Below are 23,792 nucleotides of genomic sequence, written 5' to 3'. Positions count from 1 at the left end.
TGTAAACATCATTAGGCCTGTGTCAGGAAGGTGTTACCGGGTTCTGCCGCACGTGTCACAAGTGTTGCAAATTATGTCGGTTCTTATGACCGAAGCCGCATGGCATGGGCTTTATAACGAAAGGACCCCCAAGCATACCCTAAAAGGGGCAATTGGTATAACCATTGTTGAAAATAAACAAAAAATTAACAATTAATTATCAATAAAAAGACATCTAAAAAACGAAAAATCAAACTCTCGCATGCTGAATCGTTTAATGAAAAATAGCGTTTTGGAATGGGAGCCAATAATTTCCAAATCCTATCCCGCACAAAACAACAAATATTTTTTTTGCGGTTGATGGCTATTTCGCCGTTATAATTTCGGTTAGTGATTACAACGGAAAATAACCTTTCGCATTTTTCTTCAGGTCATCTGCGTTTTACGCAAGGCCATGAAATCGAGCAGGCCCCCGGTCAGGATCCCGGCGATAGCCAGCAGGGCGCCTGCGTCCAGCAGAAGGGCTTCGAAGGGGAGTGCCAGTGACGTGCTGGCATTAATAATGAGCACCACCAGCCACAGTGCCAGAGCAAGGCAGCCCACCATTAACAGACGTAACGCAAAACGGTAGGCGCGGTGATATTCGGTGCGCGGCATAAAGTGTTCTGTCCGCTGGGTATATTCCAGCGTCTGGCGACACACCAGCAACAATAAAATCCCCGGCACGGCGGCCACGACAGAAAAGAGATAAAATGTTGGCCAACCGTGGGCTTCCACGAACCAGCCGGCAATCGGGCCAACGTACACGCGGCCTACGGCAGAGAGCGCCGAGAGCAGAGCGAACTGCGTGGCGGAAAATGACTTGTTGCACAGGGTCATCAGCAGGGCGACAAACGCCGCTGTGCCCATACCGCCGCAGAGGTTTTCGAAGAACACCGCCGCGGCCATGCTGATCGTATGTTTATCGGTAATCGACAGCAGCCAGTAGCCTGCGTTAGAGGCGCCCTGAAGGATGCCGAAAATCAGCAGCGCGCGGAACAGCGTCAGGCGCTGCATCAGCACGCCACCGTATAATGCCCCGACAATGGTCGCAAACAGCCCCAGCGTTTTATTCACCACACCCACTTCGCCGGCGTCAAAACCGACACCGCGGATCAGGAAGGTGGTGGTCAGGCTCATGGCAAAGGCATCGCCCAGCTTATAAAGGACGATGAGCAACAGGATCAGCCAGGCGTTGTTGCGGCCAAAGAAGTCACGAAGCGGTTCGGCGACGGCCTGCTCCAGCGAGCGGGGAACCGGGATAACGTCACTCGGTTCGGGCGCCAATAAGGTCGCGATAATGCAGGGGATCAGCAGGGCGGCCATCAGCCAGTACATGCCCTGCCAGCCGAGGTAACGGTCGGCAAGCCACAGCGCCAGCCCACCGGAGACCAGCATCCCGAGGCGATAGCCCAGCACGCTGATTGCCGCACCGGCGCCACGCTCTTCCGCAGGTAACACGTCCGTCTTCCAGGCATCGAACACGATATCCTGAGAGGCGGAACAGAAGGCAATCACCACCGCAAGCGCCGCCATCCAGCGAAGCTGCGTGGTAGGTTCAAGAAAACCCATCGCCGCAATGGCCAGCAGCAGTAGGATTTGCGTCATCACCAGCCAGCCGCGACGACGCCCGAGGAAAGGCGGCGTGTAGCGATCCATGACCGGAGACCACAGGAACTTAAAGACGTAGGCCTGGCCCACAAGCGAGAAGAAACCAATGGTTTTCAGATCGATGTTCTCGACCGTCATCCACGCCTGAAGCGTGCCGGAAGTGAGTGCGAGGGGTAAACCCGAGGCAAAGCCGAGGATCAGCAGAATCGCTGATTTCGGTTGCTGGAAAATGCGTAAGTAATGGCTGGACATGTTCTTATAAAACTGACCCGGTGATACACCGGGTCAGCGAGCGGGATTAACGCGCGTTCTGCTTGATGAAGTCGTGAATGCTGGTGTCCTGCGCCATATCGGCGATGGTATCGGTCAGCACGCTATTAACGGCGTTAGCAATGTTCTGGTTGGAGGCCTGGAACGCACCTTCAACAGAGTAGCTGGCGCGGTAGTTTTTGGTCATCTTGTTGCCATTCTTCGCGGTGGCAATGATGGCGATATCCGCTTTGGTCGCGATGTTGTAGCGCACGTTGCCCTGAGACACGTCAGCATACAGGTTGTTCACGATGATCTGCAGATCAACCGCGCCGCTTGGGCCAATCATGTAGCCGCGAGCGGTCATCTGTTTCTCCAGCACTTCCTGGAGCAGGAAGCGCAGGTCGCGGGACGCGGTGAGGGTAACCTGCTGGTTATCGCGGGTCACTTTTGCCAGCGCCTGATCCTGACGCTGATCGGCACCGTTAATGCTCACGGTGACGCCCATCAGGCTTGGGTCCTGCTGAGGCAGGGTGATTTTTGGTGAGACATCAATAGTGGTAGGCGGGGTAGCGCAGCCTGCCAGCATAAAAAGGGCTACCAACGGAAAGAAGAGTTTTTTTAACATTTTCGGGTTCTCAACGAATCGTAAGCATATAAAGAGAAAAATTGCCGCCATCATAACATCGCCAACGGCGAGGGGAAGTGGTCAACGCATGTAAATTCATCGCCTTGTCCGAAAACTGACCAGTTCACCGTTTTTCCCAATCCGTGTATGACAAAACGTATGAGTCTCACAGTGAACTTCATTCGTTTGAATGAGAAAATCAGACGAAAGCTAAATATTTGTTGTCAAGGTGTAATGGAAACGGTAAAAGCGGCTAACATTTAAAGGGATGGGTGACATCCTGGCGTTGTCGGAGGAGTAATTTCATGATGATACGTGAGCATATAGAAGATAAATTAAGGGCGGCGTTCAACCCTGTGTTCCTCGAAGTCGTCGACGAAAGCTATCGTCATAACGTGCCGGCAGGTTCTGAAAGCCACTTCAAAGTGGTTCTGGTTAGCGATCGCTTCACGGGAGAACGTTTCCTGAATCGGCATCGCTTGATCTACAGCACCTTGACGGAAGAACTCTCCACGACCGTACATGCGCTGGCACTGCATACCTACACCATTAAGGAATGGGAAGGCTTGCAGGATACGGTTTTTGCATCACCGCCCTGTCGCGGAGCAGGCACAATCGCCTGATAAATCGGATTTGCAACGGCTGGAGCTTTTCCAGTATGTTGCTTACAGATTTCCTCAAAACGGCCTCCGGGCCGTTTTGTTTTGTCTGAGTTTTGAGCGGATGGTGCGATTTTAAGGCTAAAAATAGCCTTAAAGTGTGAAAAAAGCCGCAGCAACATGCCCCAACCGTTCTCGACTCACCTAAGTGATGCCGCTATAATGCCGCGTCTTATTGAATGTCTTCGGGATGATTCTGGCGACAGGGAATGTGAATCTGCACTAAGAGAGCATCCCGGTATAACAGACAGATTCAGAGTTGACCGAGCACTGTGATTTTTTTGAGGTAACAAGATGCAAGTTTCAGTTGAAACCACTCAAGGCCTTGGCCGCCGTGTAACGATTACTATCGCTGCTGACAGCATCGAAACTGCTGTGAAAAGCGAGCTGGTCAACGTAGCAAAAAAAGTACGTATTGACGGCTTCCGCAAGGGCAAAGTACCAATGAATGTTGTTGCTCAGCGTTATGGCGCTTCCGTGCGTCAGGATGTGCTGGGTGAACTGATGAGCCGTAACTTTATTGATGCGATCATCAAAGAAAAAATCAATCCGGCCGGCGCGCCGAACTACGTTCCAGGCGAATACAAACTGGGCGAAGACTTCACCTACTCCGTAGAGTTCGAAGTGTACCCGGAAGTTGAGCTGAAAGGTCTGGAATCTATCGAAGTTGAAAAACCAGTTGTTTCCGTGACTGACGAAGACGTTGACGGCATGCTGGATACCCTGCGCAAGCAGCAGGCGAACTGGAAAGAGAAAGAAGGCGCTGTTGATGCTGAAGACCGTGTCACCATCGACTTCACCGGTTCTGTAGACGGCGAAGAGTTCGAAGGCGGTAAAGCGTCTGACTTCGTACTGGCAATGGGCCAGGGTCGTATGATCCCAGGCTTCGAAGACGGTATCAAAGGCCACAAGGCTGGCGAAGAGTTCACCATCGACGTGACCTTCCCGGAAGAATACCACGCTGAAAACCTGAAAGGGAAAGCAGCGAAGTTCGCTATCAACCTGAAGAAAGTTGAAGAGCGCGAACTGCCAGAACTGACTGAAGAATTCATCAAGCGTTTCGGCGTGGAAGATGGTTCCGTAGCGGGTCTGCGTACCGAAGTGCGTAAGAACATGGAACGCGAACTGAACGGCGCGGTGCGTAACCGTGTGAAATCTCAGGCGATCGAAGGTCTGGTGAAAGCCAACGACATCGACGTTCCAACTGCCCTGATCGACAGCGAAATCGACGTTCTGCGCCGTCAGGCTGCACAGCGTTTCGGTGGCAACCAGCAGCAAGCGATGGAACTGCCACGCGAGCTGTTCGAAGAGCAAGCGAAACGCCGCGTAGTTGTTGGCCTGCTGCTGGGTGAAGTGATTCGTACCCACGAGCTGAAAGCTGACGAAGAGCGTGTGAAAGGCCTGATCGAAGAGATGGCTTCTGCATACGAAGATCCATCAGAAGTGATCGAGTTCTACGGTAAGAACAAAGAGCTGATGGACAACATGCGCAACGTCGCCCTGGAAGAGCAGGCTGTTGAAGCGGTACTGGCGAAAGCGAAAGTGTCCGAAAAAGCGACCTCTTTCAACGAACTGATGAACCAGCAGGCGTAATTTCGCCCCAACGGTTTAAAGTTTGAACAAAAACCCGTTGCCTTTTGGTGACGGGTTTTTTTTATCACACCAATAGCCCAGGAAGAGTGCTAAAACGCCCTTTCAGTGTTAGCGTAACAACAAAAGGTTGTTATGCTTGAAATAGGGCACTGTGAACCCCATAAGTACGTAATCACGATGAATGAGACTGGCTGATAATCCGTCCATAAGGTTACAATCAGTACAGCAGGTGTTTTCAATTTAGATCCAGGAGACGGAAATGTCATACAGTGGCGAACGAGATAACTTTGCACCCCATATGGCTCTGGTGCCAATGGTTATTGAACAGACCTCACGTGGTGAGCGATCTTTTGATATCTATTCCCGTCTGCTCAAGGAACGCGTTATCTTTCTGACCGGCCAGGTGGAAGACCACATGGCTAACCTGATCGTGGCGCAGATGCTGTTTCTGGAAGCGGAAAACCCGGAAAAAGACATTTACCTGTACATCAACTCCCCGGGGGGCGTGATTACAGCGGGGATGTCCATTTATGACACCATGCAATTCATCAAGCCAGATGTCAGCACTATCTGTATGGGTCAGGCTGCATCTATGGGCGCGTTCCTGTTAACAGCAGGGGCGAAAGGTAAGCGTTTCTGCTTGCCAAATTCCCGCGTGATGATTCACCAGCCGCTGGGCGGTTACCAGGGGCAGGCGACGGATATCGAAATCCACGCCCGCGAAATTCTGAAAGTAAAAGCGCGCATGAATGAACTTATGGCGCAGCATACGGGTCAACCACTCGAGCAGATCGAGCGCGATACCGAGCGCGATCGCTTCCTCTCTGCACCAGAGGCAGTTGAGTACGGCTTAGTCGACTCCGTGTTGACCCATCGTAATTGATGCCCGCGACGCGAGTGTGCCGCTATACTAAGGTAGGGCGGCACGCTGCTTATTGCAGCTTGCGTCTTAGATTGGCATTTGCGTCGTCATGTGCGGCACAAAGAACTTAAAAAGAGGTTTGGACTCATGACAGATAAACGCAAAGATGGTTCGGGCAAACTGCTGTACTGCTCTTTTTGCGGCAAAAGCCAGCATGAAGTGCGTAAACTGATTGCCGGGCCGTCCGTGTATATCTGCGACGAATGTGTCGATTTATGTAACGACATCATTCGCGAAGAGATTAAAGAAGTCGCACCGCACCGTGAGCGCAGCGCGCTGCCAACGCCGCATGAAATTCGTCATCACCTTGACGACTACGTCATCGGACAGGAGCAGGCCAAGAAAGTGCTGGCGGTAGCGGTCTATAACCACTACAAACGTCTGCGTAACGGCGACACCAGCAATGGCGTAGAACTGGGTAAAAGTAACATTCTGCTGATCGGCCCAACCGGTTCCGGTAAAACGCTGCTGGCTGAAACCCTGGCGCGTCTGCTTGATGTTCCGTTCACCATGGCGGATGCCACCACCCTGACCGAGGCCGGTTATGTGGGTGAGGATGTTGAAAACATCATCCAGAAACTGCTGCAGAAATGCGATTACGACGTACAGAAAGCCCAGCGCGGGATTGTTTACATCGATGAGATCGACAAGATCTCCCGTAAATCCGACAACCCGTCCATTACCCGTGACGTATCGGGTGAAGGCGTACAGCAGGCACTGCTGAAGCTGATCGAAGGTACGGTTGCCGCTGTTCCGCCACAGGGGGGTCGTAAACATCCTCAGCAGGAGTTCCTGCAGGTTGATACCTCCAAGATCCTGTTCATCTGTGGCGGTGCGTTTGCTGGTCTGGATAAAGTCATCTCCCACCGTGTTGAAACCGGCTCCGGCATTGGTTTTGGCGCAACGGTGAAATCGACGTCCGAAAAACCAAACGAAGGTGAACTGCTGTCTCAGGTTGAACCAGAAGATCTGATCAAATTCGGTCTGATCCCTGAATTCATCGGCCGTCTGCCGGTTGTGGCAACGCTGAATGAGCTGAGTGAAGACGCGCTGATCCAGATCCTGAAAGAGCCAAAAAATGCGCTGACCAAGCAGTATCAGGCGCTGTTCAATCTGGAAGGCGTTGACCTGGAATTCCGCGACGAAGCGCTGGATGCCATTGCCAAGAAAGCGATGATCCGTAAAACCGGTGCCCGTGGCCTGCGTTCTATCGTTGAAGCGGCACTGCTCGACACCATGTACGATCTGCCATCGATGGAAGACGTGGAGAAAGTGGTGATTGACGAGTCCGTCATCAGCGGTCAAACCAAGCCGCTGCTGATTTACGGCAAACCGGAAGCACAGCAGGCATCTGGCGAATAATTCACCAAATCATACAAGCAGTTAATCAAAAAGGGGGGATTTTATCTCCCCTTTACTTTTTCCGTATTCATAGCGTTGAATGTGTGGCAAACATCCCCATATACTGGATACATGTTAATGGTTATGTGAAGCACAGTGACATGACCAGCTTACCTGGCGGACACTAACTAAGAGAGAGCTCTATGAATCCTGAGCGTTCTGAACGCATTGAAATCCCCGTATTGCCGTTGCGCGATGTGGTGGTTTATCCGCACATGGTCATACCCTTATTTGTAGGGCGGGAAAAATCTATCCGTTGCCTCGAAGCCGCTATGGATCATGATAAAAAAATCATGCTGGTGGCGCAGAAAGAAGCATCAACGGATGAGCCGGGTGTAAACGATCTTTTCACCGTCGGGACCGTGGCCTCCATTTTGCAGATGCTGAAGCTGCCTGACGGCACCGTGAAGGTGCTGGTAGAAGGGCTGCAGCGTGCGCGTATTACCACTCTGTCAGACGACGGCGAGCACTTCTCTGCGAAGGCAGAGTACCTTGATTCGCCTGAGCTTGATGAGCGCGAGCAGGAAGTGCTGGTGCGCACCGCGATTAGCCAGTTTGAAGGCTATATCAAGCTGAACAAGAAAATCCCACCAGAAGTGCTGACGTCGCTGAACAGCATCGACGATCCTGCACGTCTGGCGGACACCATCGCTGCCCATATGCCGCTGAAGCTGGCTGACAAACAGTCCGTGCTGGAAATGTCCGACGTTAACGAACGTCTGGAATACCTGATGGCGATGATGGAGTCCGAAATCGATCTGCTGCAGGTTGAGAAGCGCATTCGCAACCGCGTGAAAAAGCAGATGGAGAAATCCCAGCGTGAGTACTATCTGAATGAGCAAATGAAGGCCATTCAGAAAGAGCTGGGCGAGATGGACGACGCGCCGGACGAAAACGAAGCGCTGAAGCGTAAGATCGACGCGGCGAAGATGCCGAAAGAGGCGAAAGAGAAAGCCGAAGCAGAACTGCAGAAGCTGAAAATGATGTCTCCAATGTCGGCTGAAGCGACCGTTGTACGCGGCTATATTGAGTGGATGGTGCAGGTTCCGTGGAACGCCCGCAGCAAGGTCAAAAAAGACCTGCGTCAGGCGCAGGAAATCCTGGATACTGACCACTACGGCCTGGAACGCGTGAAAGACCGCATTCTTGAGTACCTCGCGGTACAGAGCCGTGTAAACAAAATCAAAGGCCCAATTCTGTGCCTGGTCGGGCCGCCGGGGGTGGGCAAAACCTCTCTGGGTCAGTCCATCGCCAAAGCGACCGGACGTAAGTATATCCGTATGGCGCTGGGTGGCGTACGCGATGAGGCGGAAATCCGCGGTCACCGCCGTACCTACATCGGTTCTATGCCGGGTAAACTGATCCAGAAGATGGCGAAAGTGGGGGTTAAAAACCCGCTGTTCCTGCTCGATGAGATCGATAAGATGTCGTCGGACATGCGTGGCGACCCTGCGTCTGCACTGCTGGAAGTGCTTGATCCAGAACAGAACGTGGCGTTCAGCGATCACTACCTGGAAGTGGACTACGACCTGAGCGATGTGATGTTCGTGGCGACCTCCAACTCCATGAACATTCCGGCCCCGCTGCTGGACCGTATGGAAGTGATCCGTCTCTCCGGTTATACCGAAGATGAGAAGCTGAACATTGCTAAGCAGCACCTGCTGCCGAAACAGATCGAGCGTAACGCGCTGAAAGCCAACGAGCTGACCGTCGAGGACAGCGCGATTATCGGCATCATTCGCTACTACACCCGTGAAGCGGGCGTGCGTAGCCTTGAGCGTGAAATCTCTAAACTGTGCCGTAAGGCGGTGAAACAGCTGCTGCTGGATAAGAGCCTGAAACACATTGTGATTAACGGCGATAATCTGCATGCGTACCTGGGCGTCCAGCGCTTCGACTACGGTCGCGCGGACAACGAAAACCGCGTTGGTCAGGTGACTGGCCTGGCATGGACGGAAGTGGGTGGCGATCTGCTGACCATCGAAACCGCCTGTGTGCCAGGTAAAGGCAAACTGACCTACACCGGCTCGCTGGGTGAAGTGATGCAGGAGTCCATCCAGGCGGCGCTGACCGTGGTGCGCGCACGTGCGGAGAAACTGGGTATCAACCCTGATTTCTACGAAAAACGCGACATCCACGTGCACGTACCTGAAGGGGCGACGCCGAAAGATGGTCCAAGCGCGGGTATTGCCATGTGTACCGCTCTGGTTTCCTGTCTGACAGGGAACCCGGTGCGTGCTGATGTGGCAATGACCGGTGAAATCACGCTGCGTGGTCAGGTTCTGCCGATTGGTGGTTTAAAAGAAAAACTGCTGGCGGCGCACCGCGGTGGGATCAAAACCGTATTGATCCCTTACGAAAATAAACGCGATCTGGAAGAGATTCCGGACAACGTGATTGCTGATCTGCAGATTCATCCTGTGAAGCGAATTGAGGAAGTTCTCAGTCTCGCACTGCAGAATGAACCCTCCGGAATGCAGGTTGTAACCGCAAAATAGTGACCTCGCGCAAAGAGCGTCAATAAAAACAAGGCTGGTAAGTCATTTCGCACTTGCCAGCCTTTTTTTGTATAGCTAATTTAGATTGCTGATTAGGTCAGCCATCAACAACGGGTGTTGTAAGGTCATGGCAGGCCTGATATAACTGCTGCGCGGTCGCGTTGTGAAGGATTCAGGCGCGATATAAATTATAAAGAGAGGAAGAGAACAGTGAATAAATCTCAACTGATTGACAAAATTGCTGCTGGTGCTGATATTTCTAAAGCTGCAGCTGGACGTGCCTTAGATGCATTAATTGCTTCTGTTACTGAATCTCTGCAGGCTGGGGACGACGTTGCACTGGTAGGCTTCGGTACTTTTGCTGTTAAAGAGCGTGCTGCCCGTACTGGCCGCAACCCTCAGACCGGTAAAGAGATCACCATTGCTGCTGCTAAAGTGCCGGGTTTCCGTGCAGGTAAAGCGCTGAAAGACGCAGTAAACTGATTGCTTTCCCGTTTCAGGGAAGCCGGAAAGTACAAGGGCGCATCATTTGATGTGCCTTTTTTGTTTGTCCAGACCTGATTTGTGCGAGTTTATGCGAGTTGTGGGCTGACAATCGCCCCGTTTTCTTGTCACAATACACCTTCACGCGCGACGGGCAGGATTTTCCGTCAGCGTCAGGTAACCAGTCACCTACAGCGGAGTGTTGTTACACCATGATGGACAGCTTACGCACGGCTGCTAACAGTCTCGTGCTCAAGATTATTTTCGGTATCATTATCGTGTCGTTCATATTGACCGGCGTGAGCAGTTACCTTATTGGCGGTGGCGCAAACTATGCCGCAAAAGTGAATGGCCAGGAGATCAGCCGTGGTCAGTTCGAGAATGCTTTTGCCGGTGAACGTAACCGTATGCAGCAACAGCTGGGCGACCAATTCTCTGAACTGGCGGCGAACGAAGGGTACATGAAGACCCTGCGCCAACAGACACTGAACCGTCTTATCGACGAAGCGCTTCTGGATCAGTATGCCAAAAAACTGGGCCTTGGCATCAGCGATGAGCAGGTGAAAAAAGCCATCTTCTCCACCCAGGCTTTCCAGTCTAACGGTAAATTCGACAACGCGCGTTATAACAGCATCGTCAACCAGATGGGCATGACGGCTGATCAGTACGCGCAGGCTCTGCGTAATCAGCTGACCACCCAGCAGCTCATCAATGCCGTTGTGGGCACCGATTTCATGCTCAAAGGTGAAACGGACGAACTGGCTGCGCTGGTGGCGCAGCAGCGCGTTGTACGCGAAGCGACTATTGATGTGAACGCCCTGGCGGCGAAACAGCAGGTGAGCGACGCTGACGTTAACGCTTACTACGAGCAGAACAAGAATTCCTTTGTTTCTCCAGAGCAGTTCCGTGTGAGCTACATCAAGCTGGATGCTGCCGCGCTGCAGGAAACCGCGTCTGATGCGGAAATCCAGTCTTACTACGACCAGCATCAGGATCAGTTCACTCAGCCGCAGCGTAACCGCTACAGCGTGATTCAGACGAAGACCGAGGCTGATGCCAAAGCGGTACTGGAAGAGCTGAATAAAGGCGCTGATTTCGCGACCGTTGCGAAAGCGAAATCCACCGACATTATCTCTGCGAAAAACGGCGGTGATATGGGATGGCTGGAAGACGCGACCACACCGGATGAGCTGAAAAATGCCGGTCTGAAAGATAAAGGTCAACTTTCTGGCGTCATCAAGTCTTCCGTTGGTTTCCTGGTCGCGCGTCTGGACGACATCACCGCGGCGAAAACCAAGCCTCTGGCTGAGGTTCGCGACGATATCGCGGCGAAAGTGAAACAGGAAAAAGCGCTGGATGCCTACTACGCGCTGCAGCAGAAGGTGAGCGATGCTGCCAGCAACGACAACGAATCTCTGGCGGGTGCTGAGCAGGCGGCGGGTGTGAAGGCGGTTGAGACGGGCTGGTTTGGTCGTGACAACCTGCCGGAAGAGCTGAACTTTAAACCGGTTTCCGATGCCATCTTCAATGGTGGTCTGGTGGGCGAGAACGGCACGCCGGGCAGTAACTCTGACATCATTACCGTCGACGGCGATCGTGCGTTTGTGTTGCGCGTCAGCGAGCACAAGCCAGAAGCGGTCAAACCGCTGGCGGACGTGAAGGATCAGGTCGTTGCCCAGGTTAAGCACAACAAAGCGGAACAGCAGGCGAAACTGGATGCTGAAAAGATTCTGTCTGATTTGAAAGCGGGTAAAGAAGACGCGCTGAAAGCGGCTGGCCTGAGCTTCGGTGAAGCGAAAACGCTGAGCCGTACCGGCCAGGACCCAATCAGCCAGGCCGCGTTTGCTCTGACTCTGCCTGCGAAGGATAAGTCAAGCTTCGGTACCACCACCGATGCGCAGGGTAACGTCGTTCTGCTGGCGCTGGATGAAGTGAAAGCCGGCACCCTGCCAGACGCGCAGAAGAAAGCGATGGTTCAGGGGATTACCCAGAACAATGCTCAGATTGCCTTCGAAGCCATGATGAGCAACCTGCGTAAAGAAGCCAAAATCAAGCTGGGTGATGTGATGACTCAGCAGCAGTAATTACGTGTCTGCTCGCAGATTTTCGTAACGCTCTGCAATAACTAAAGGCCGCTTTCGCGGCCTTTTCCATTTCTGCAATCTGCTGTTTGTGCCGGGTTTATCTGGCGGCTATCGTGACGTGGCTGTCAACAAACAAGGAGATAACAGCATGAAATGTGGAATCAAAGCACTGTTAATTACGCTGGCTATTGCCACCACCGGGATGAGCGCGGGCGCGCTGGCGGCGACGCCCGCCGCCAAACCACAGGCTACGCAGAGCAAGTCCGACGCAGCCGCGCCGGTGCAAGGACAAACCAAAGCGACTGACGCCGGTAAAAATGCGGATGATGACGGTACGCGGGTGAGTATCAATTCGGCCTCGGCGGAAGATCTGGCCCGCGTGATGAATGGCGTCGGATTGAAAAAAGCGCAGGCCATCGTCAGCTACCGCGAAGAGTATGGTCCTTTCAAAACGGTCGACGATCTCAAACAGGTTCCGGGCCTGGGGGGCGCACTGGTTGAGCGCAACCTCTCACACCTGACGCTGTAATTACGCAATTTCTTGCACTGCGGCAAAATTTTGCCAGGATAAAGAGGTCATACCAGTTATGACCTCTCATCCTACAATAACAGTAAAGGCAATTGCGCTATGCAGACCAAAATCAAAGTACGCGGTTTTCATCTCGACGTTTACCAGCATGTGAACAACGCTCGCTATCTTGAGTTTCTTGAAGAAGCGCGCTGGGACGGGCTGGAAAATAGCGAAAGTTTTCAGTGGCTGACCGCGCACAACATCGCGTTTGTGGTCGTCAATATCAATATCAACTACCGGCGTCCGGCCGTGCTGGGCGATGTGCTCATGGTGACCAGCCAGGTGCAGCAGATCAACGGCAAAAGCGGGGTGCTAAGCCAGGTGGTGACGCTCGATCCTGAAGGGCAGGTGGTGGCTGATGCGCTGATTACTTTTGTCTGTATCGATCTGAAAACGCAGAAAGCGCTGCCGCTGGAAGGGGAACTGCGGGAAAAGCTGGAGTTGATGATCGTATAAGACATATTAAGGCATACTCGTGCTGTCGACACCCGTTTTGCGACAGCACGGTCAAATAGCCCTATTTTAGCCCGGTCTTTTTCTGCATCGCGGCCATCACGCCGACTTTATCGGCAAGATAGTGGTTCAGCCCGTTAGCGCGAAGATTACAGGCCGCGCACTGGCCGCAACCGTCGCCTTTGATACCGTTATAGCAGGTGAGCGTTTCGCTGCGAACGAGGTCCAGCTTGCCCCAGTAGTCCGCCAGCGCCCAGGTTTCGGCTTTATCCAGCCACATCAGCGGGGTTTCAAAGCGCGTCTCTTTCGCCATCCCCAGATTGACGGCGTGGTTTAACGCTTTCACGAACTCATCACGACAGTCCGGGTAGCCGGAGAAGTCGGTCTCGCACACGCCTGTGATCACCGCTTCGGCTTTTACCTGGTAGGCGTAGATCGCCGTCAGGGTCAGGAAGAGGATATTACGACCCGGCACGAAGGTATTCGGAATGCCGCTGGCATCGGGTTCGTAGTCCGGGACGGGAATACTGTCCCGGGTGAGGCTGCTTACGGCCAGCTCATTTAACAGCGTAACGTCCAGCACCTTGTGCGCGCGTGCGCCCAGTTTCAGGGCAAGTTCACGGGCAACGTCGATTTCAGCGCGATGACGCTGACCATAATCGAAAGTCACACAGTGAACTTCATCGTACTGATGAAGAGCCTGAACCAGGCAGGTAGTAGAGTCTTGTCCTCCGCTGAACACGACGACGGCACGTTTCATAAATCATCTCGACTGTTACGGTAAAAACGTTATGTTACCGTCAGACCACGACGGCGACCAGCTTCTTCACGATTTAGGGGCGGGCAGCCAGGCTTCGGTAAAATCAAACCAGCCGCGGGTATTGAGGCGTATGCCGTTAACTCCCGGCGGGGCGCTTATCTGGTATTGATAATTGAACAGTGGGGTGATCACCGCCTTTTCCATGAGCCGCGAGAAAATGGCCCTGAGCCCGGCATGTCTGGCCTGCTCGTCGGCCTGGGTCTGTACCGCATCCAGGGTGGCCTGCAGATGAGCATATTGCGGTGCGCTAAGCACATGTGGCCATAGGGCATCACAGCGCAGCCACTGTTCAAGCGTATATTCCGGCGCTTCGCCAATCAGCCTGTCACCCATCATGAGGTCCGCGTCCGCCAGTTGCTGGCATCCGTCCCAGGTTTTTGCGTCGTGAAAGATAACCGTTAGCTCGCAGCCCTGCTGCGCAAGATACTGTTTTAGCTGACGCGCCATCGTGTGTAACTCAACCGGTAAATGGTAAATCAGGGTTAACTTAGTCGGCAGAGAGACATGAGTTAAATCCGACCACTGAGGGATTGCCCATCCTGGCAGTAACTCCTCTGTTGGGGTAATCAGCCCTTCGTTGAGCGGAAGCGTGTGCAGAAGCGATGAGAGATGAATGATGTTAATGAGCCGTCGTGCCTGCATTTCACTCAGACGCGGGCTTTGCTTCAGGGTGAGATAACAAAAGCCCAGACTGGTGCTGTTCGTCACCAGGCGCAAACTCTCCAGTTCATCCGGCTCGCCAATGGCGATCTGCACCGGATGGCGACAGCTGGTACCCAGCCCATAGTCAAACAGCGACGGTGTGATCCAGTATTCGATAGCCTTAAGCAGCGGGTGGCTGAGATGGTACTGTTCGTGGCTTTCCAGACGAACCAGATCCGGCTCATACACGCTGAGTCTGAAGGGGCCGCAGCCCGTTAGGGGCTGTTCGGGATGTGCAAGCCGACTACAGTAGGTGGCCAGGCGGTGTGCCAGCCAGTAATCCGGCTGGTGCAGTGTGAACGTCAGACACTGGGGATGGGTGACGTCAATGCGCAGGACGCTCTGGAACAGTTTACGCAGGGCGGGTAAGGCAAAAAGCGCATTCAGGCTTTGCTGAAGCTGTCCGGTTTCGACCTTATCGCCGTTATGCCAGTGCAGAGTGGAACGAATATAGAAATGCCAGCGCAAACCGTCCGTCGACACCTCCCAGTGATGAGCGAGATCGCCCGTGGGTTCACTGCTGTTGCCGTGAAATCGCGTCAGTCCGGAGAATACCTGTCCCGCAAGATGCTGCTCCGCCCGACCGGGTAAAAAACCCGGCTGAAGCGGATCCAGTGAGCGGTAATAGGGGATGCGCAGCGTCGGCGTGTCGTTTTGCCACTGCCCGCCTAAAAACGGATGCAGCAACGATCGTAATTCTGCGGGGGCAAGCTGTGCCAGTTCCAGCGCGTTATGCTGCTGCCCGCTCTTCAGCGCCTCCTCCATCATCGCATTGCGCAGTGACTCCGGCGTGACATGGAACGTAAGCTCACCCCGCTTACCGCGGCCAGACTGCGCTCGCCAGCTCAGCCAACCCGCCTCCTGGGCCTGACGCAGCAGCGTTCGGACATGCCGCTCGCTACAAAAACAGCGGGCGGCCAGCTCGCTGATGGTGACCTGTTGCGTTGCACCCAGGGAAGGCTGCCACAGGCGGTGATACTGGTTGAGTCGATTGAGCTGGCGCATAAGAAACCCGGAACAATAATTATCATCTATTCACTATTACTTCCGTATATCTCACACGATACTGATGCACAAGTTAACCGCATCACATTTCGGGAGTAATCATGGCTCGGCTCGCTGCATTTGATATGGACGGTACGTTGTTAATGCCGGATCACCGTTTAGGGGAAAAAACCCTGAACACGCTGAAGCGCCTGCACGAGCGTAATGTCACCCTGACGTTTGCCACCGGGCGTCATGTGCTGGAAATGCGCCACCTGCTGGGGGCGTTTTCCCTCGACGCCTTTCTGATCACCGGCAACGGGACGCGAATTCACTCCGTAGAAGGCGACGTGCTGCACCGACAGGATCTCAACCCGGAAGTGGCGGACATCGTGCTGCACAGCACCTGGGACACGCAGGCCAGCATCCACGTCTTTAACGATCGGGGCTGGTTTACCGGAAGCGACATCCCGGAATTATTGCACGCGCATGTTTACAGCGGCTTTAAATACCAGCTTATCGATCTGCGTCGGATCCCCGCCCATGCGGTAACTAAGATCTGCTTCTGCGGCGATCACGACGATCTGTGCCGCTTACGGATTCAACTGAATGAGGCGCTGGGCGACCGGGCGCACCTGACCTTCTCGGCGGTGGATTGCCTGGAAGTGCTGCCGGTGGGCTGTAACAAAGGTTCCGCTCTGGCGGTTCTGAGCGACCACCTGGGCTTAACGCTGCAGGAGTGTATGGCGTTCGGTGACGCCATGAACGACCGCGAAATGCTGGGCAGCGTAGGTCGCGGTCTGATCATGGGGAATGCGATGGCGCAGCTGAAAGCAGAACTTCCTCATCTGTCGGTTATCGGCCACTGCCGTAATGAAGCGGTGTCCCATTTTTTGACGCATTGGCTGGACAACAATAACCTCCCATATTCCCCCGAATAGTGAGACCCTTCCAGCAAGCCAGACTTCGGTCTGGCTTTTTTTTATTTCACAAGCTGCGCAATCTGCGCTTTCCACGGCGTGATGTCGCCAATGTTGGCCTGCACCCACTCCGCGTTGTAGTAGGTCTCAAGATAACGCTCGCCGCTGTCGCAGAGCAGCGTGACGATGGAACCGGTGCGACCCGCTTCGCGCATGCGTGCGGCAAGCTGCAGCGCGCCCCACATATTGGTGCCCGTCGAGGCGCCCACCTTGCGGCCCAGCTGCGTTTCCAGCCAGTGAGCGGTGGCCACGCTGGCGGCATCCGGCACGCGCATCATCTCGTCCACCACGTCGGGGATGAAAGAGGGCTCCACGCGCGGGCGGCCAATCCCTTCAATTTTACTGCCCACCGGGCTGCGCAGACCGGCATCGCGGTTTTGCCAGTAGTCGAGGAACACGGAGTTCTGCGGGTCAACCACCATCAGCTGGGTATCGTAGCCCTGACAGCGGATATAGCGTCCGATCGTGGCTGAGGTGCCGCCGGTACCGGCGCTCATGACAATATACGACGGAACCGGATGCGGTTCGTGGGTCATCTGGCGGAAGATACTGTCGGCAATGTTGTTATTGCCGCGCCAGTCCGTTGCACGCTCGGCGAAGGTGAACTGGTCCATGTAGTGGCCGTTCAGCTCGCGGGCCAGCATTTCGGAGGCGGCGTAGATTTCGCAGGCGCTTTCCACAAAGTGGCAGCGACCGCCGTAAAATTCGATCTGCTCGATTTTGCGTTTTGCGGTGCATGACGGCATCACCGCGATAAACGGCAGGCCCAGCAAGCGGGCAAAATAGGCTTCGGACACCGCCGTTGAACCGGATGAGGATTCAATGATGGTGGTGCCTTCTTTGATCCAGCCGTTACACAAACCGTATAAAAACAGCGAGCGCGCCAGGCGATGCTTCAGGCTACCGGTAGGATGGGTGCTTTCGTCTTTCAGATAGAGCTGAATGCCGTCAAATCCCGGCAGGGAAAGGCGAATCAGGTGCGTATCCGCCGAGCGCTGATAGTCGGCATTGATTTCGCTGATCGCATGTTTAACCCAGGTGCTATTCATCGTCGTTATCCGTTTGTCATTTTGTGCCTAGCATAGCGAAAAGCACAGAAAAAATTGTTGCTATCTGGCCTTTAAAATAGAATGAAGGGAGAAAAATTTTCTCTGTGAGGTGGGTATGCTAGATAAAATTGACCGCAAGCTCCTTTCATTGCTGCAAAATGACTGTACCCTCTCTTTGCAGGCGCTGGCAGATGCCGTTAATCTGACCACCACCCCGTGCTGGAAGCGTCTTAAGAAGCTGGAAGATGACGGCATTCTTCTGGGGCGCGTCGCGTTATTAGATCCTGAAAAACTGGGGCTTGGGTTGACGGCATTTGTGTTGATTAAAACCCAGCATCACAGCAGCGAGTGGTATTGCCGCTTCGTCACTCAGGTGTCTGAGATGCCCGAGGTGCTCGGTTTCTGGCGCATGGCCGGCGAGTACGATTACCTGATGCGCGTCCAGGTGGCCGACATGAAGCGCTATGATGATTTCTACAAGCGGCTGGTGAACAGCGTACCCGGTTTGTCGGACGTCACCTCAAGTTTCGCCATGGAACAGATTAAATACACCACAGCATTACCTATTGAATAACTTCATAAAATACCTTCAGGAACAAACCGCGTGCGATTATTTGCCCAATTAAGCTGGTACTTTCGTCGGGAGTGGCAACGCTACCTCGGTGCAGTAGCCCTGCTTATTATCATTGCCATCCTGCAGCTGATCCCGCCGAAAGTGGTGGGGTACGTCGTGGATGGCGTCACCGAACAGCATTACACCACCGCACGGGTGTTGATGTGGGTCGGCACGCTGGTGCTGACGGCGGTCATTGTTTATCTGCTGCGCTACGTCTGGCGCGTGCTGCTGTTTGGTGCGTCCTATCAGCTGGCCGTGGAGCTGCGTGAAGATTTTTACCGCCAGCTGAGCCGACAGCATCCTGAATTTTATCTGCGCCACCGTACCGGGGATCTCATCGCCCGCGCCACTAACGACGTCGATCGTGTGGTCTTTGCTGCCGGGGAAGGGGTATTGACGCTGGTGGACTCGCTGGTGATGGGCTGTGCGGTGCTGATCGTGATGTCCACGCAGATCAGCTGGCAGTTGACCCTGCTCGCTCTTCTGCCGATGCCGATCATGGCGCTGGCGATCAATCGCTATGGTGAACAGCTGCACGAGCGCTTTAAGCTGGCGCAGGCGGCGTTTTCGTCTCTGAACGATCGCACCCAGGAGAGCATGACCAGCATTCGCATGATCAAAGCGTTTGGCCTGGAAGACCGGCAATCTGCGCTGTTTGCGGCCGATGCGGCGGACACGGGAGCGAAAAACATGCGCGTTGCGCGTATTGACGCCCGCTTCGACCCGACGATCTATATCGCGATTGGCATGGCGAACCTTTTGGCGATTGGCGGCGGCAGCTGGATGGTGGTGCAGGGCACGTTGACCCTGGGGCAATTAACCAGCTTTGCGATGTATCTGGGGCTCATGATCTGGCCGATGCTGGCGCTGGCCTGGATGTTTAACATCGTGGAGCGCGGTAGTGCCGCCTATAGCCGCATTCGCGCCATGCTGGCCGAAGCGCCTGTGGTCGTTGACGGCAGCGACGCGGTACCGGAAGGGCGCGGCGTCATGACCGTCGACGTCCGGCAGTTTATCTATCCGCATACGGAGAATCCGGTACTGGAGAACGTCAGCTTTACCCTACAGCCGGGCCAGATGCTGGGCATCTGCGGCCCGACGGGATCCGGCAAAAGTACCGTGCTGTCGCTGCTCCAGCGCCACTTTGACGTCACCGAGGGTGATGTCCGCTTCCACGATATTCCCCTGACCAGGCTATTGCTTGATGAATGGCGTGGCCGTCTGGCGGTTGTCAGCCAGACGCCGTTTTTATTTTCGGACACCGTGGCGAACAACATAGCCCTTGGACGTCCGTCGGCGACGCAGGAAGAGATTGAACATGTGGCGCGTTTGGCCAGCGTGCATGAGGATATTTTGCGTCTGCCGCAGGGCTACGAAACGGAAGTTGGGGAACGCGGCGTCATGCTGTCCGGGGGACAAAAACAGCGTATCTCCATTGCCCGCGCGCTGCTGCTGAATGCGGAAATCCTGATCCTGGATGATGCGCTTTCTGCCGTGGATGGCCGTACCGAGCACGAAATCCTGCATAACCTGCGCCAGTGGGGCGACGGACGCACGGTGATTATCAGCGCCCACCGTTTGTCAGCGCTCACCGAAGCCAGCGAAATTCTGGTCTTACAACACGGGCACATTGCCCAGCGCGGGCAGCATGAAACGCTGGCCGAGCAGCCGGGCTGGTATCGCGATATGTACCGCTATCAACAGCTTGAAGCGGCGCTGGACGATGCGCCGGAGCAGGATGAGGAGGCCGCCAATGCGTAAGCTCGGAACGATGTGGCCGACGCTTAAACGTCTGCTGGCCTACGGCTCACCGTGGCGTAAACCGCTCTCGGTGGCCGTGCTTTTGCTCTGGATTGCAGCAATTGCCGAGGTGAGCGGTCCGCTGCTCATCAGCTATTTTATCGACAACATGGTCGCCAAAAGCTATCTACCGCTGGGTCTGGTGGCGGGTTTAGGCGTGGCCTACGTCGGCTTACAGCTGACGGCGGCAGGGTTGCACTATGCTCAGTCGCTGCTGTTTAACCGTGCAGCCGTGGGCGTTGTACAGCAGCTGCGTACGGACGTGATGGACGCGGCGCTTCGCCAGCCGCTCAGCGAGTTTGATATCCAGCCAGTCGGGCAGGTGATATCGCGCGTGACCAACGATACCGAGGTGATCCGCGATCTGTACGTCACCGTGGTTGCGACGGTATTACGCAGCGCGGCGCTGATTGGCGCGATGCTGGTGGCGATGTTCAGCCTCGACTGGCGCATGGCGCTGGTGGCGATCACCATCTTCCCGGCGGTGCTGATTGTTATGGTGATTTACCAGCGCTACAGCACGCCGATTGTGCGTCGGGTGCGCGCTTACCTGGCCGACATCAATGATGGCTTCAACGAAGTGATCAACGGCATGAGCGTCATCCAGCAGTTCCGCCAGCAGGCGCGCTTTGGCGAACGCATGGGCGAAGCCAGCCGTTCGCACTATATGGCGCGTATGCAGACGCTGCGCCTGGACGGTTTCCTGCTGCGACCGCTGCTGAGCCTTTTCTCGGCGCTGGTGCTGTGTGGGTTGCTGATGCTCTTTGGCCTGAGCTCAAACGGTACGATTGAAGTGGGCGTGCTGTACGCTTTTATTAGCTATCTGGGACGCCTCAACGAGCCGCTGATCGAGCTCACTACGCAGCAATCGATGCTGCAACAGGCGGTCGTCGCCGGTGAGCGCGTCTTTGAGCTGATGGACAGGCCGCGTCAGGCCTACGGCAATGATGAGCGACCTCTGCAAAGCGGGGCTATCGCCTTTGATAACGTCTCGTTTGCCTATCGTGAAGACCGTCTGGTGTTGCAGGACATCACGCTTGACGTTCCGTCGCGCGGTTTCGTCGCGCTGGTGGGTCATACCGGCAGCGGTAAAAGCACGCTCGCCAGCCTGTTGATGGGCTACTACCCGGTCACGCAAGGCGAAATCCACCTCGACGGGCGCCCGCTCGCGTCTCTTAGCCACACGGTGTTACGCAAAGGCGTTGCGATGGTGCAGCAGGATCCGGTCGTACTGGCCGATACCTTCTTTGCCAACGTAACCCTGGGGCGGGACTATTCAGAGGCACAGGTTTGGGCGGTACTGGAAACGGTGCAGCTGGCAGAGCTGGCGCGCGGGTTCAGCGACGGGATCAACACGAAGCTGGGCGAGCAGGGCAACAATCTCTCCGTGGGGCAAAAACAGCTCCTGGCGCTGGCGCGCGTCCTGATTGAAACGCCGCAGGTGCTGATTCTTGACGAAGCCACGGCCAGCATAGATTCCGGTACCGAGCAGGCGATTCAGCAGGCGCTGGCCGCCGTACGCGACCATACGACGCTGGTGGTGATTGCCCACCGTCTTTCCACCATCGTCGACGCGGACACTATTCTGGTGCTGCATCGCGGACAGGCCGTGGAGCGCGGTACGCACCGCGAGCTGCTGGAAGCAAAAGGGCGCTACTGGCAGATGTACCAGCTGCAGCTGGCGGGCGAAGAGCTGGCGGCCAGCGTGCGTGATGAAGAGTCGCTTAGCGCCTGATGCACTAAAATGAGGCGCCGCGCTAACAGTCATTCCTGTTGGTGCAAAACTGAAACGCACCCTGCACCGGCATGGTGCGTTTTTTTTCACCGGTTCATTTATCAGGACCGTGTAACGCACATCGCACCGCGATTCCCTCCCGTTTTCATTTCTGGCACATCCCTTGCAATACCTTCCGCGTAAGCTGCGGCCATTACCGAATTCTGACTGGAGGGGATCTATGAAGCTGGTTACGGTTGTAATCAAACCATTCAAACTCGAAGACGTGCGTGAAGCATTGTCTTCAATGGGTATTCAGGGACTGACTGTCACCGAAGTGAAAGGCTTTGGTCGTCAGAAGGGGCATGCCGAGCTTTATCGCGGGGCGGAATACAGCGTTAACTTTCTGCCAAAAGTAAAAATTGATGTCGCGATTGCTGACGATCAGCTTGATGAAGTCATTGATGTCATTAGCAAAGCGGCCTACACCGGCAAAATTGGCGACGGCAAAATTTTCGTTGCCGAACTGCAGCGCGTCATTCGCATTCGTACCGGCGAATCTGACGAAGCGGCTCTGTAATTAACGCCTGGCACACAGTGATAGGGATCGAGAAAATGAAGATAGCAACACTTAAAACGGGTCTGGGTTCGCTGGCACTGCTGCCGGGCCTGGCGCTGGCTGCTACCCCTGCGGTGGTCGACAAAGCCGATAACGCCTTTATGATGATCAGCACCGCGCTGGTGCTGTTCATGTCCATTCCGGGCATTGCGCTGTTCTACGGCGGCCTGATCCGTGGCAAAAACGTTCTCTCCATGCTGACGCAGGTTGCCGTGACGTTCGCACTGGTCTGCGTGCTGTGGGTGGTTTACGGTTACTCGCTGGCGTTCGGCACGGGCAACGCGTTCTTTGGTAACTTCGACTGGGTGATGCTGAAAAATATTGAGCTGACCGCGCTGATGGGCAGCTTCTATCAGTATATTCACGTGGCGTTCCAGGGCTCCTTCGCCTGTATTACCGTCGGGCTGATTGTGGGCGCGCTCGCCGAGCGTATTCGTTTCTCTGCAGTCCTGATCTTCGTGGTGGTCTGGCTGACGCTCTCCTATGTGCCGATTGCGCACATGGTCTGGGGTGGCGGTCTGCTGGCAACGCATGGTGCGCTGGACTTTGCGGGCGGTACCGTTGTTCACATCAACGCCGCGGTAGCGGGTCTGGTGGGTGCCTACCTGATTGGCAAACGCGTGGGCTTCGGTAAAGAAGCGTTTAAACCGCACAACCTGCCGATGGTCTTTACCGGTACGGCTATCCTCTACTTTGGCTGGTTTGGCTTCAACGCCGGCTCAGCGAGTGCAGCAAACGAAATCGCCGCGCTGGCCTTCGTGAACACCGTTGTGGCCACGGCGGGTGCAATCCTCTCCTGGGTATTTGGCGAGTGGGCAGTACGCGGTAAACCTTCTCTGCTGGGTGCCTGTTCGGGTGCCATTGCCGGTCTGGTTGGCATCACGCCTGCGTGTGGTTATGTCGGTGTGGGCGGTGCGCTGCTGGTCGGCCTGGTGTCCGGTCTGGCGGGGCTGTGGGGCGTGACCGCACTGAAACGTCTGCTGCGCGTGGATGACCCTTGCGACGTATTTGGCGTCCACGGCGTGTGCGGTATTGTCGGCTGTATCATGACCGGTATCTTCGCGGCGAAATCGCTGGGTGGTGTGGGCTACGCTGAAGGCGTCACCATGGTTCATCAGCTTCTGGTGCAGCTGGAAAGTATTGCTATCACTGTGGTGTGGTCTGCCGTTGTCGCTTTCATTGGCTACAAACTGGCGGATATGACCGTCGGTCTGCGTGTCCCTGAAGAGCAGGAACGTGAAGGTCTGGACGTCAACAGCCACGGCGAGAATGCGTATAACGCGTAATAAACAGCAAAACGGCAACCTGAGGTTGCCGTTTTTAGTGTTTGTTCCCTCT

20 protein-coding genes are annotated in these 23,792 nt (G+C 54.9%); 15 read left to right on the top strand and 5 right to left on the bottom strand.

What is annotated here, in order from left to right:
• Nucleotides 1–405 precede the first annotated feature (405 nt).
• Both ampG and ACDO57_RS12990 read right to left on the bottom strand, forming a co-directional pair.
• Nucleotides 406–1,881, bottom strand: coding sequence for a muropeptide MFS transporter AmpG (gene ampG, locus ACDO57_RS12995; RefSeq protein WP_032646163.1), 1,476 nt, complete (start codon nucleotides 1,879–1,881; stop codon nucleotides 406–408).
• A 46-nt stretch (nucleotides 1,882–1,927) separates the two neighbouring features.
• Complete coding sequence (locus tag ACDO57_RS12990; RefSeq protein ID WP_023310568.1) at nucleotides 1,928–2,506, bottom strand: lipoprotein; 579 nt, start codon at nucleotides 2,504–2,506, stop codon at nucleotides 1,928–1,930.
• A gap of 305 nt (nucleotides 2,507–2,811) precedes the next feature.
• Here ACDO57_RS12990 and bolA point away from each other — a divergent pair, with 305 nt between their 5' ends.
• From bolA to ACDO57_RS12945, 9 genes are all read left to right on the top strand, one after another.
• The gene (gene bolA, locus ACDO57_RS12985) at nucleotides 2,812–3,129 is read left to right on the top strand and encodes a transcriptional regulator BolA (protein ID WP_021241655.1); all 318 of its coding nucleotides are present in this window, start codon (nucleotides 2,812–2,814) and stop codon (nucleotides 3,127–3,129) included.
• Between the two features lie 330 nt (nucleotides 3,130–3,459).
• Nucleotides 3,460–4,758 (top strand): trigger factor, encoded by a 1,299-nt coding sequence (tig, locus tag ACDO57_RS12980; RefSeq protein WP_370884072.1) that lies wholly within the window; start codon nucleotides 3,460–3,462, stop codon nucleotides 4,756–4,758.
• 259 nt (nucleotides 4,759–5,017) lie between these two features.
• A complete protein-coding gene (gene clpP / locus ACDO57_RS12975; RefSeq protein WP_010428105.1) occupies nucleotides 5,018–5,641 on the top strand; it encodes an ATP-dependent Clp endopeptidase proteolytic subunit ClpP in 624 nt (207 codons plus the stop codon).
• Between the two features lie 126 nt (nucleotides 5,642–5,767).
• On the top strand, nucleotides 5,768–7,042 hold the full coding sequence (gene clpX, locus ACDO57_RS12970; protein WP_024906819.1) for an ATP-dependent protease ATP-binding subunit ClpX: 1,275 nt from the start codon (nucleotides 5,768–5,770) through the stop codon (nucleotides 7,040–7,042).
• Nucleotides 7,043–7,224: 182 nt separating this feature from the next.
• Nucleotides 7,225–9,579: an endopeptidase La gene (gene lon, locus ACDO57_RS12965; RefSeq protein WP_023334706.1), complete on the top strand. Its 2,355-nt coding sequence runs from the start codon at nucleotides 7,225–7,227 to the stop codon at nucleotides 9,577–9,579.
• Between the two features lie 210 nt (nucleotides 9,580–9,789).
• Nucleotides 9,790–10,062, top strand: coding sequence for a nucleoid-associated protein HU-beta (hupB, locus tag ACDO57_RS12960; protein ID WP_002444653.1), 273 nt, complete (start codon nucleotides 9,790–9,792; stop codon nucleotides 10,060–10,062).
• Nucleotides 10,063–10,274: 212 nt separating this feature from the next.
• The gene (ppiD, locus tag ACDO57_RS12955; RefSeq protein WP_370884071.1) at nucleotides 10,275–12,146 is read left to right on the top strand and encodes a peptidylprolyl isomerase; all 1,872 of its coding nucleotides are present in this window, start codon (nucleotides 10,275–10,277) and stop codon (nucleotides 12,144–12,146) included.
• Nucleotides 12,147–12,294: 148 nt separating this feature from the next.
• Nucleotides 12,295–12,675: a helix-hairpin-helix domain-containing protein gene (locus tag ACDO57_RS12950; RefSeq protein WP_370884070.1), complete on the top strand. Its 381-nt coding sequence runs from the start codon at nucleotides 12,295–12,297 to the stop codon at nucleotides 12,673–12,675.
• A gap of 99 nt (nucleotides 12,676–12,774) precedes the next feature.
• Nucleotides 12,775–13,173 (top strand): YbgC/FadM family acyl-CoA thioesterase, encoded by a 399-nt coding sequence (locus ACDO57_RS12945; protein WP_370884069.1) that lies wholly within the window; start codon nucleotides 12,775–12,777, stop codon nucleotides 13,171–13,173.
• A 61-nt stretch (nucleotides 13,174–13,234) separates the two neighbouring features.
• Here the strand turns inward: ACDO57_RS12945 and queC are convergent, their stop codons facing one another.
• Nucleotides 13,235–13,930 carry a 7-cyano-7-deazaguanine synthase QueC gene (gene queC / locus ACDO57_RS12940; protein ID WP_032646166.1) on the bottom strand — a complete coding sequence of 232 codons (696 nt, stop codon included), beginning with the start codon at nucleotides 13,928–13,930 and terminating at the stop codon, nucleotides 13,235–13,237.
• A gap of 66 nt (nucleotides 13,931–13,996) precedes the next feature.
• Nucleotides 13,997–15,697, bottom strand: coding sequence for an SgrR family transcriptional regulator (locus tag ACDO57_RS12935; RefSeq protein WP_370884068.1), 1,701 nt, complete (start codon nucleotides 15,695–15,697; stop codon nucleotides 13,997–13,999).
• A gap of 101 nt (nucleotides 15,698–15,798) precedes the next feature.
• Here ACDO57_RS12935 and cof point away from each other — a divergent pair, with 101 nt between their 5' ends.
• Nucleotides 15,799–16,617 carry an HMP-PP phosphatase gene (gene cof / locus ACDO57_RS12930; RefSeq protein ID WP_370884067.1) on the top strand — a complete coding sequence of 273 codons (819 nt, stop codon included), beginning with the start codon at nucleotides 15,799–15,801 and terminating at the stop codon, nucleotides 16,615–16,617.
• A 41-nt stretch (nucleotides 16,618–16,658) separates the two neighbouring features.
• Here cof and ACDO57_RS12925 read toward each other — a convergent pair whose 3' ends face one another.
• Nucleotides 16,659–17,705, bottom strand: a complete 1,047-nt coding sequence (locus ACDO57_RS12925; protein WP_370884066.1) for a PLP-dependent cysteine synthase family protein — start codon at nucleotides 17,703–17,705, stop codon at nucleotides 16,659–16,661.
• A 115-nt stretch (nucleotides 17,706–17,820) separates the two neighbouring features.
• On the opposite strand from ACDO57_RS12925, the gene ACDO57_RS12920 reads away from it, so the two are divergent.
• The 5 genes from ACDO57_RS12920 to amtB all read left to right on the top strand — a co-directional run bounded on the left by ACDO57_RS12920 (nucleotide 17,821) and on the right by amtB (nucleotide 23,740).
• Nucleotides 17,821–18,279 (top strand): Lrp/AsnC family transcriptional regulator, encoded by a 459-nt coding sequence (locus tag ACDO57_RS12920; protein ID WP_023310581.1) that lies wholly within the window; start codon nucleotides 17,821–17,823, stop codon nucleotides 18,277–18,279.
• Nucleotides 18,280–18,309: 30 nt separating this feature from the next.
• Entirely contained in the window at nucleotides 18,310–20,082 is a 1,773-nt protein-coding gene (locus ACDO57_RS12915; RefSeq protein ID WP_370884065.1) for a SmdA family multidrug ABC transporter permease/ATP-binding protein, read from the top strand.
• Nucleotides 20,075–21,856, top strand: a complete 1,782-nt coding sequence (locus ACDO57_RS12910) for a SmdB family multidrug efflux ABC transporter permease/ATP-binding protein (RefSeq protein ID WP_370884064.1) — start codon at nucleotides 20,075–20,077, stop codon at nucleotides 21,854–21,856. Before ACDO57_RS12915 ends, ACDO57_RS12910 begins: the two co-directional genes overlap by 8 nt.
• A gap of 220 nt (nucleotides 21,857–22,076) precedes the next feature.
• Nucleotides 22,077–22,415: a P-II family nitrogen regulator gene (gene glnK / locus ACDO57_RS12905; RefSeq protein ID WP_008503304.1), complete on the top strand. Its 339-nt coding sequence runs from the start codon at nucleotides 22,077–22,079 to the stop codon at nucleotides 22,413–22,415.
• A 35-nt stretch (nucleotides 22,416–22,450) separates the two neighbouring features.
• Complete coding sequence (gene amtB, locus ACDO57_RS12900) at nucleotides 22,451–23,740, top strand: ammonium transporter AmtB (RefSeq protein WP_061715867.1); 1,290 nt, start codon at nucleotides 22,451–22,453, stop codon at nucleotides 23,738–23,740.
• The last annotated feature ends 52 nt before the right edge of the window (nucleotides 23,741–23,792 follow it).

Source organism: Enterobacter cloacae complex sp. 2015409, from assembly GCF_041365315.1.
Classification (GTDB): Bacteria; Pseudomonadota; Gammaproteobacteria; order Enterobacterales; family Enterobacteriaceae; genus Enterobacter; species Enterobacter pseudoroggenkampii.
This window is presented reverse-complemented; position numbering and strand designations above follow the sequence as displayed.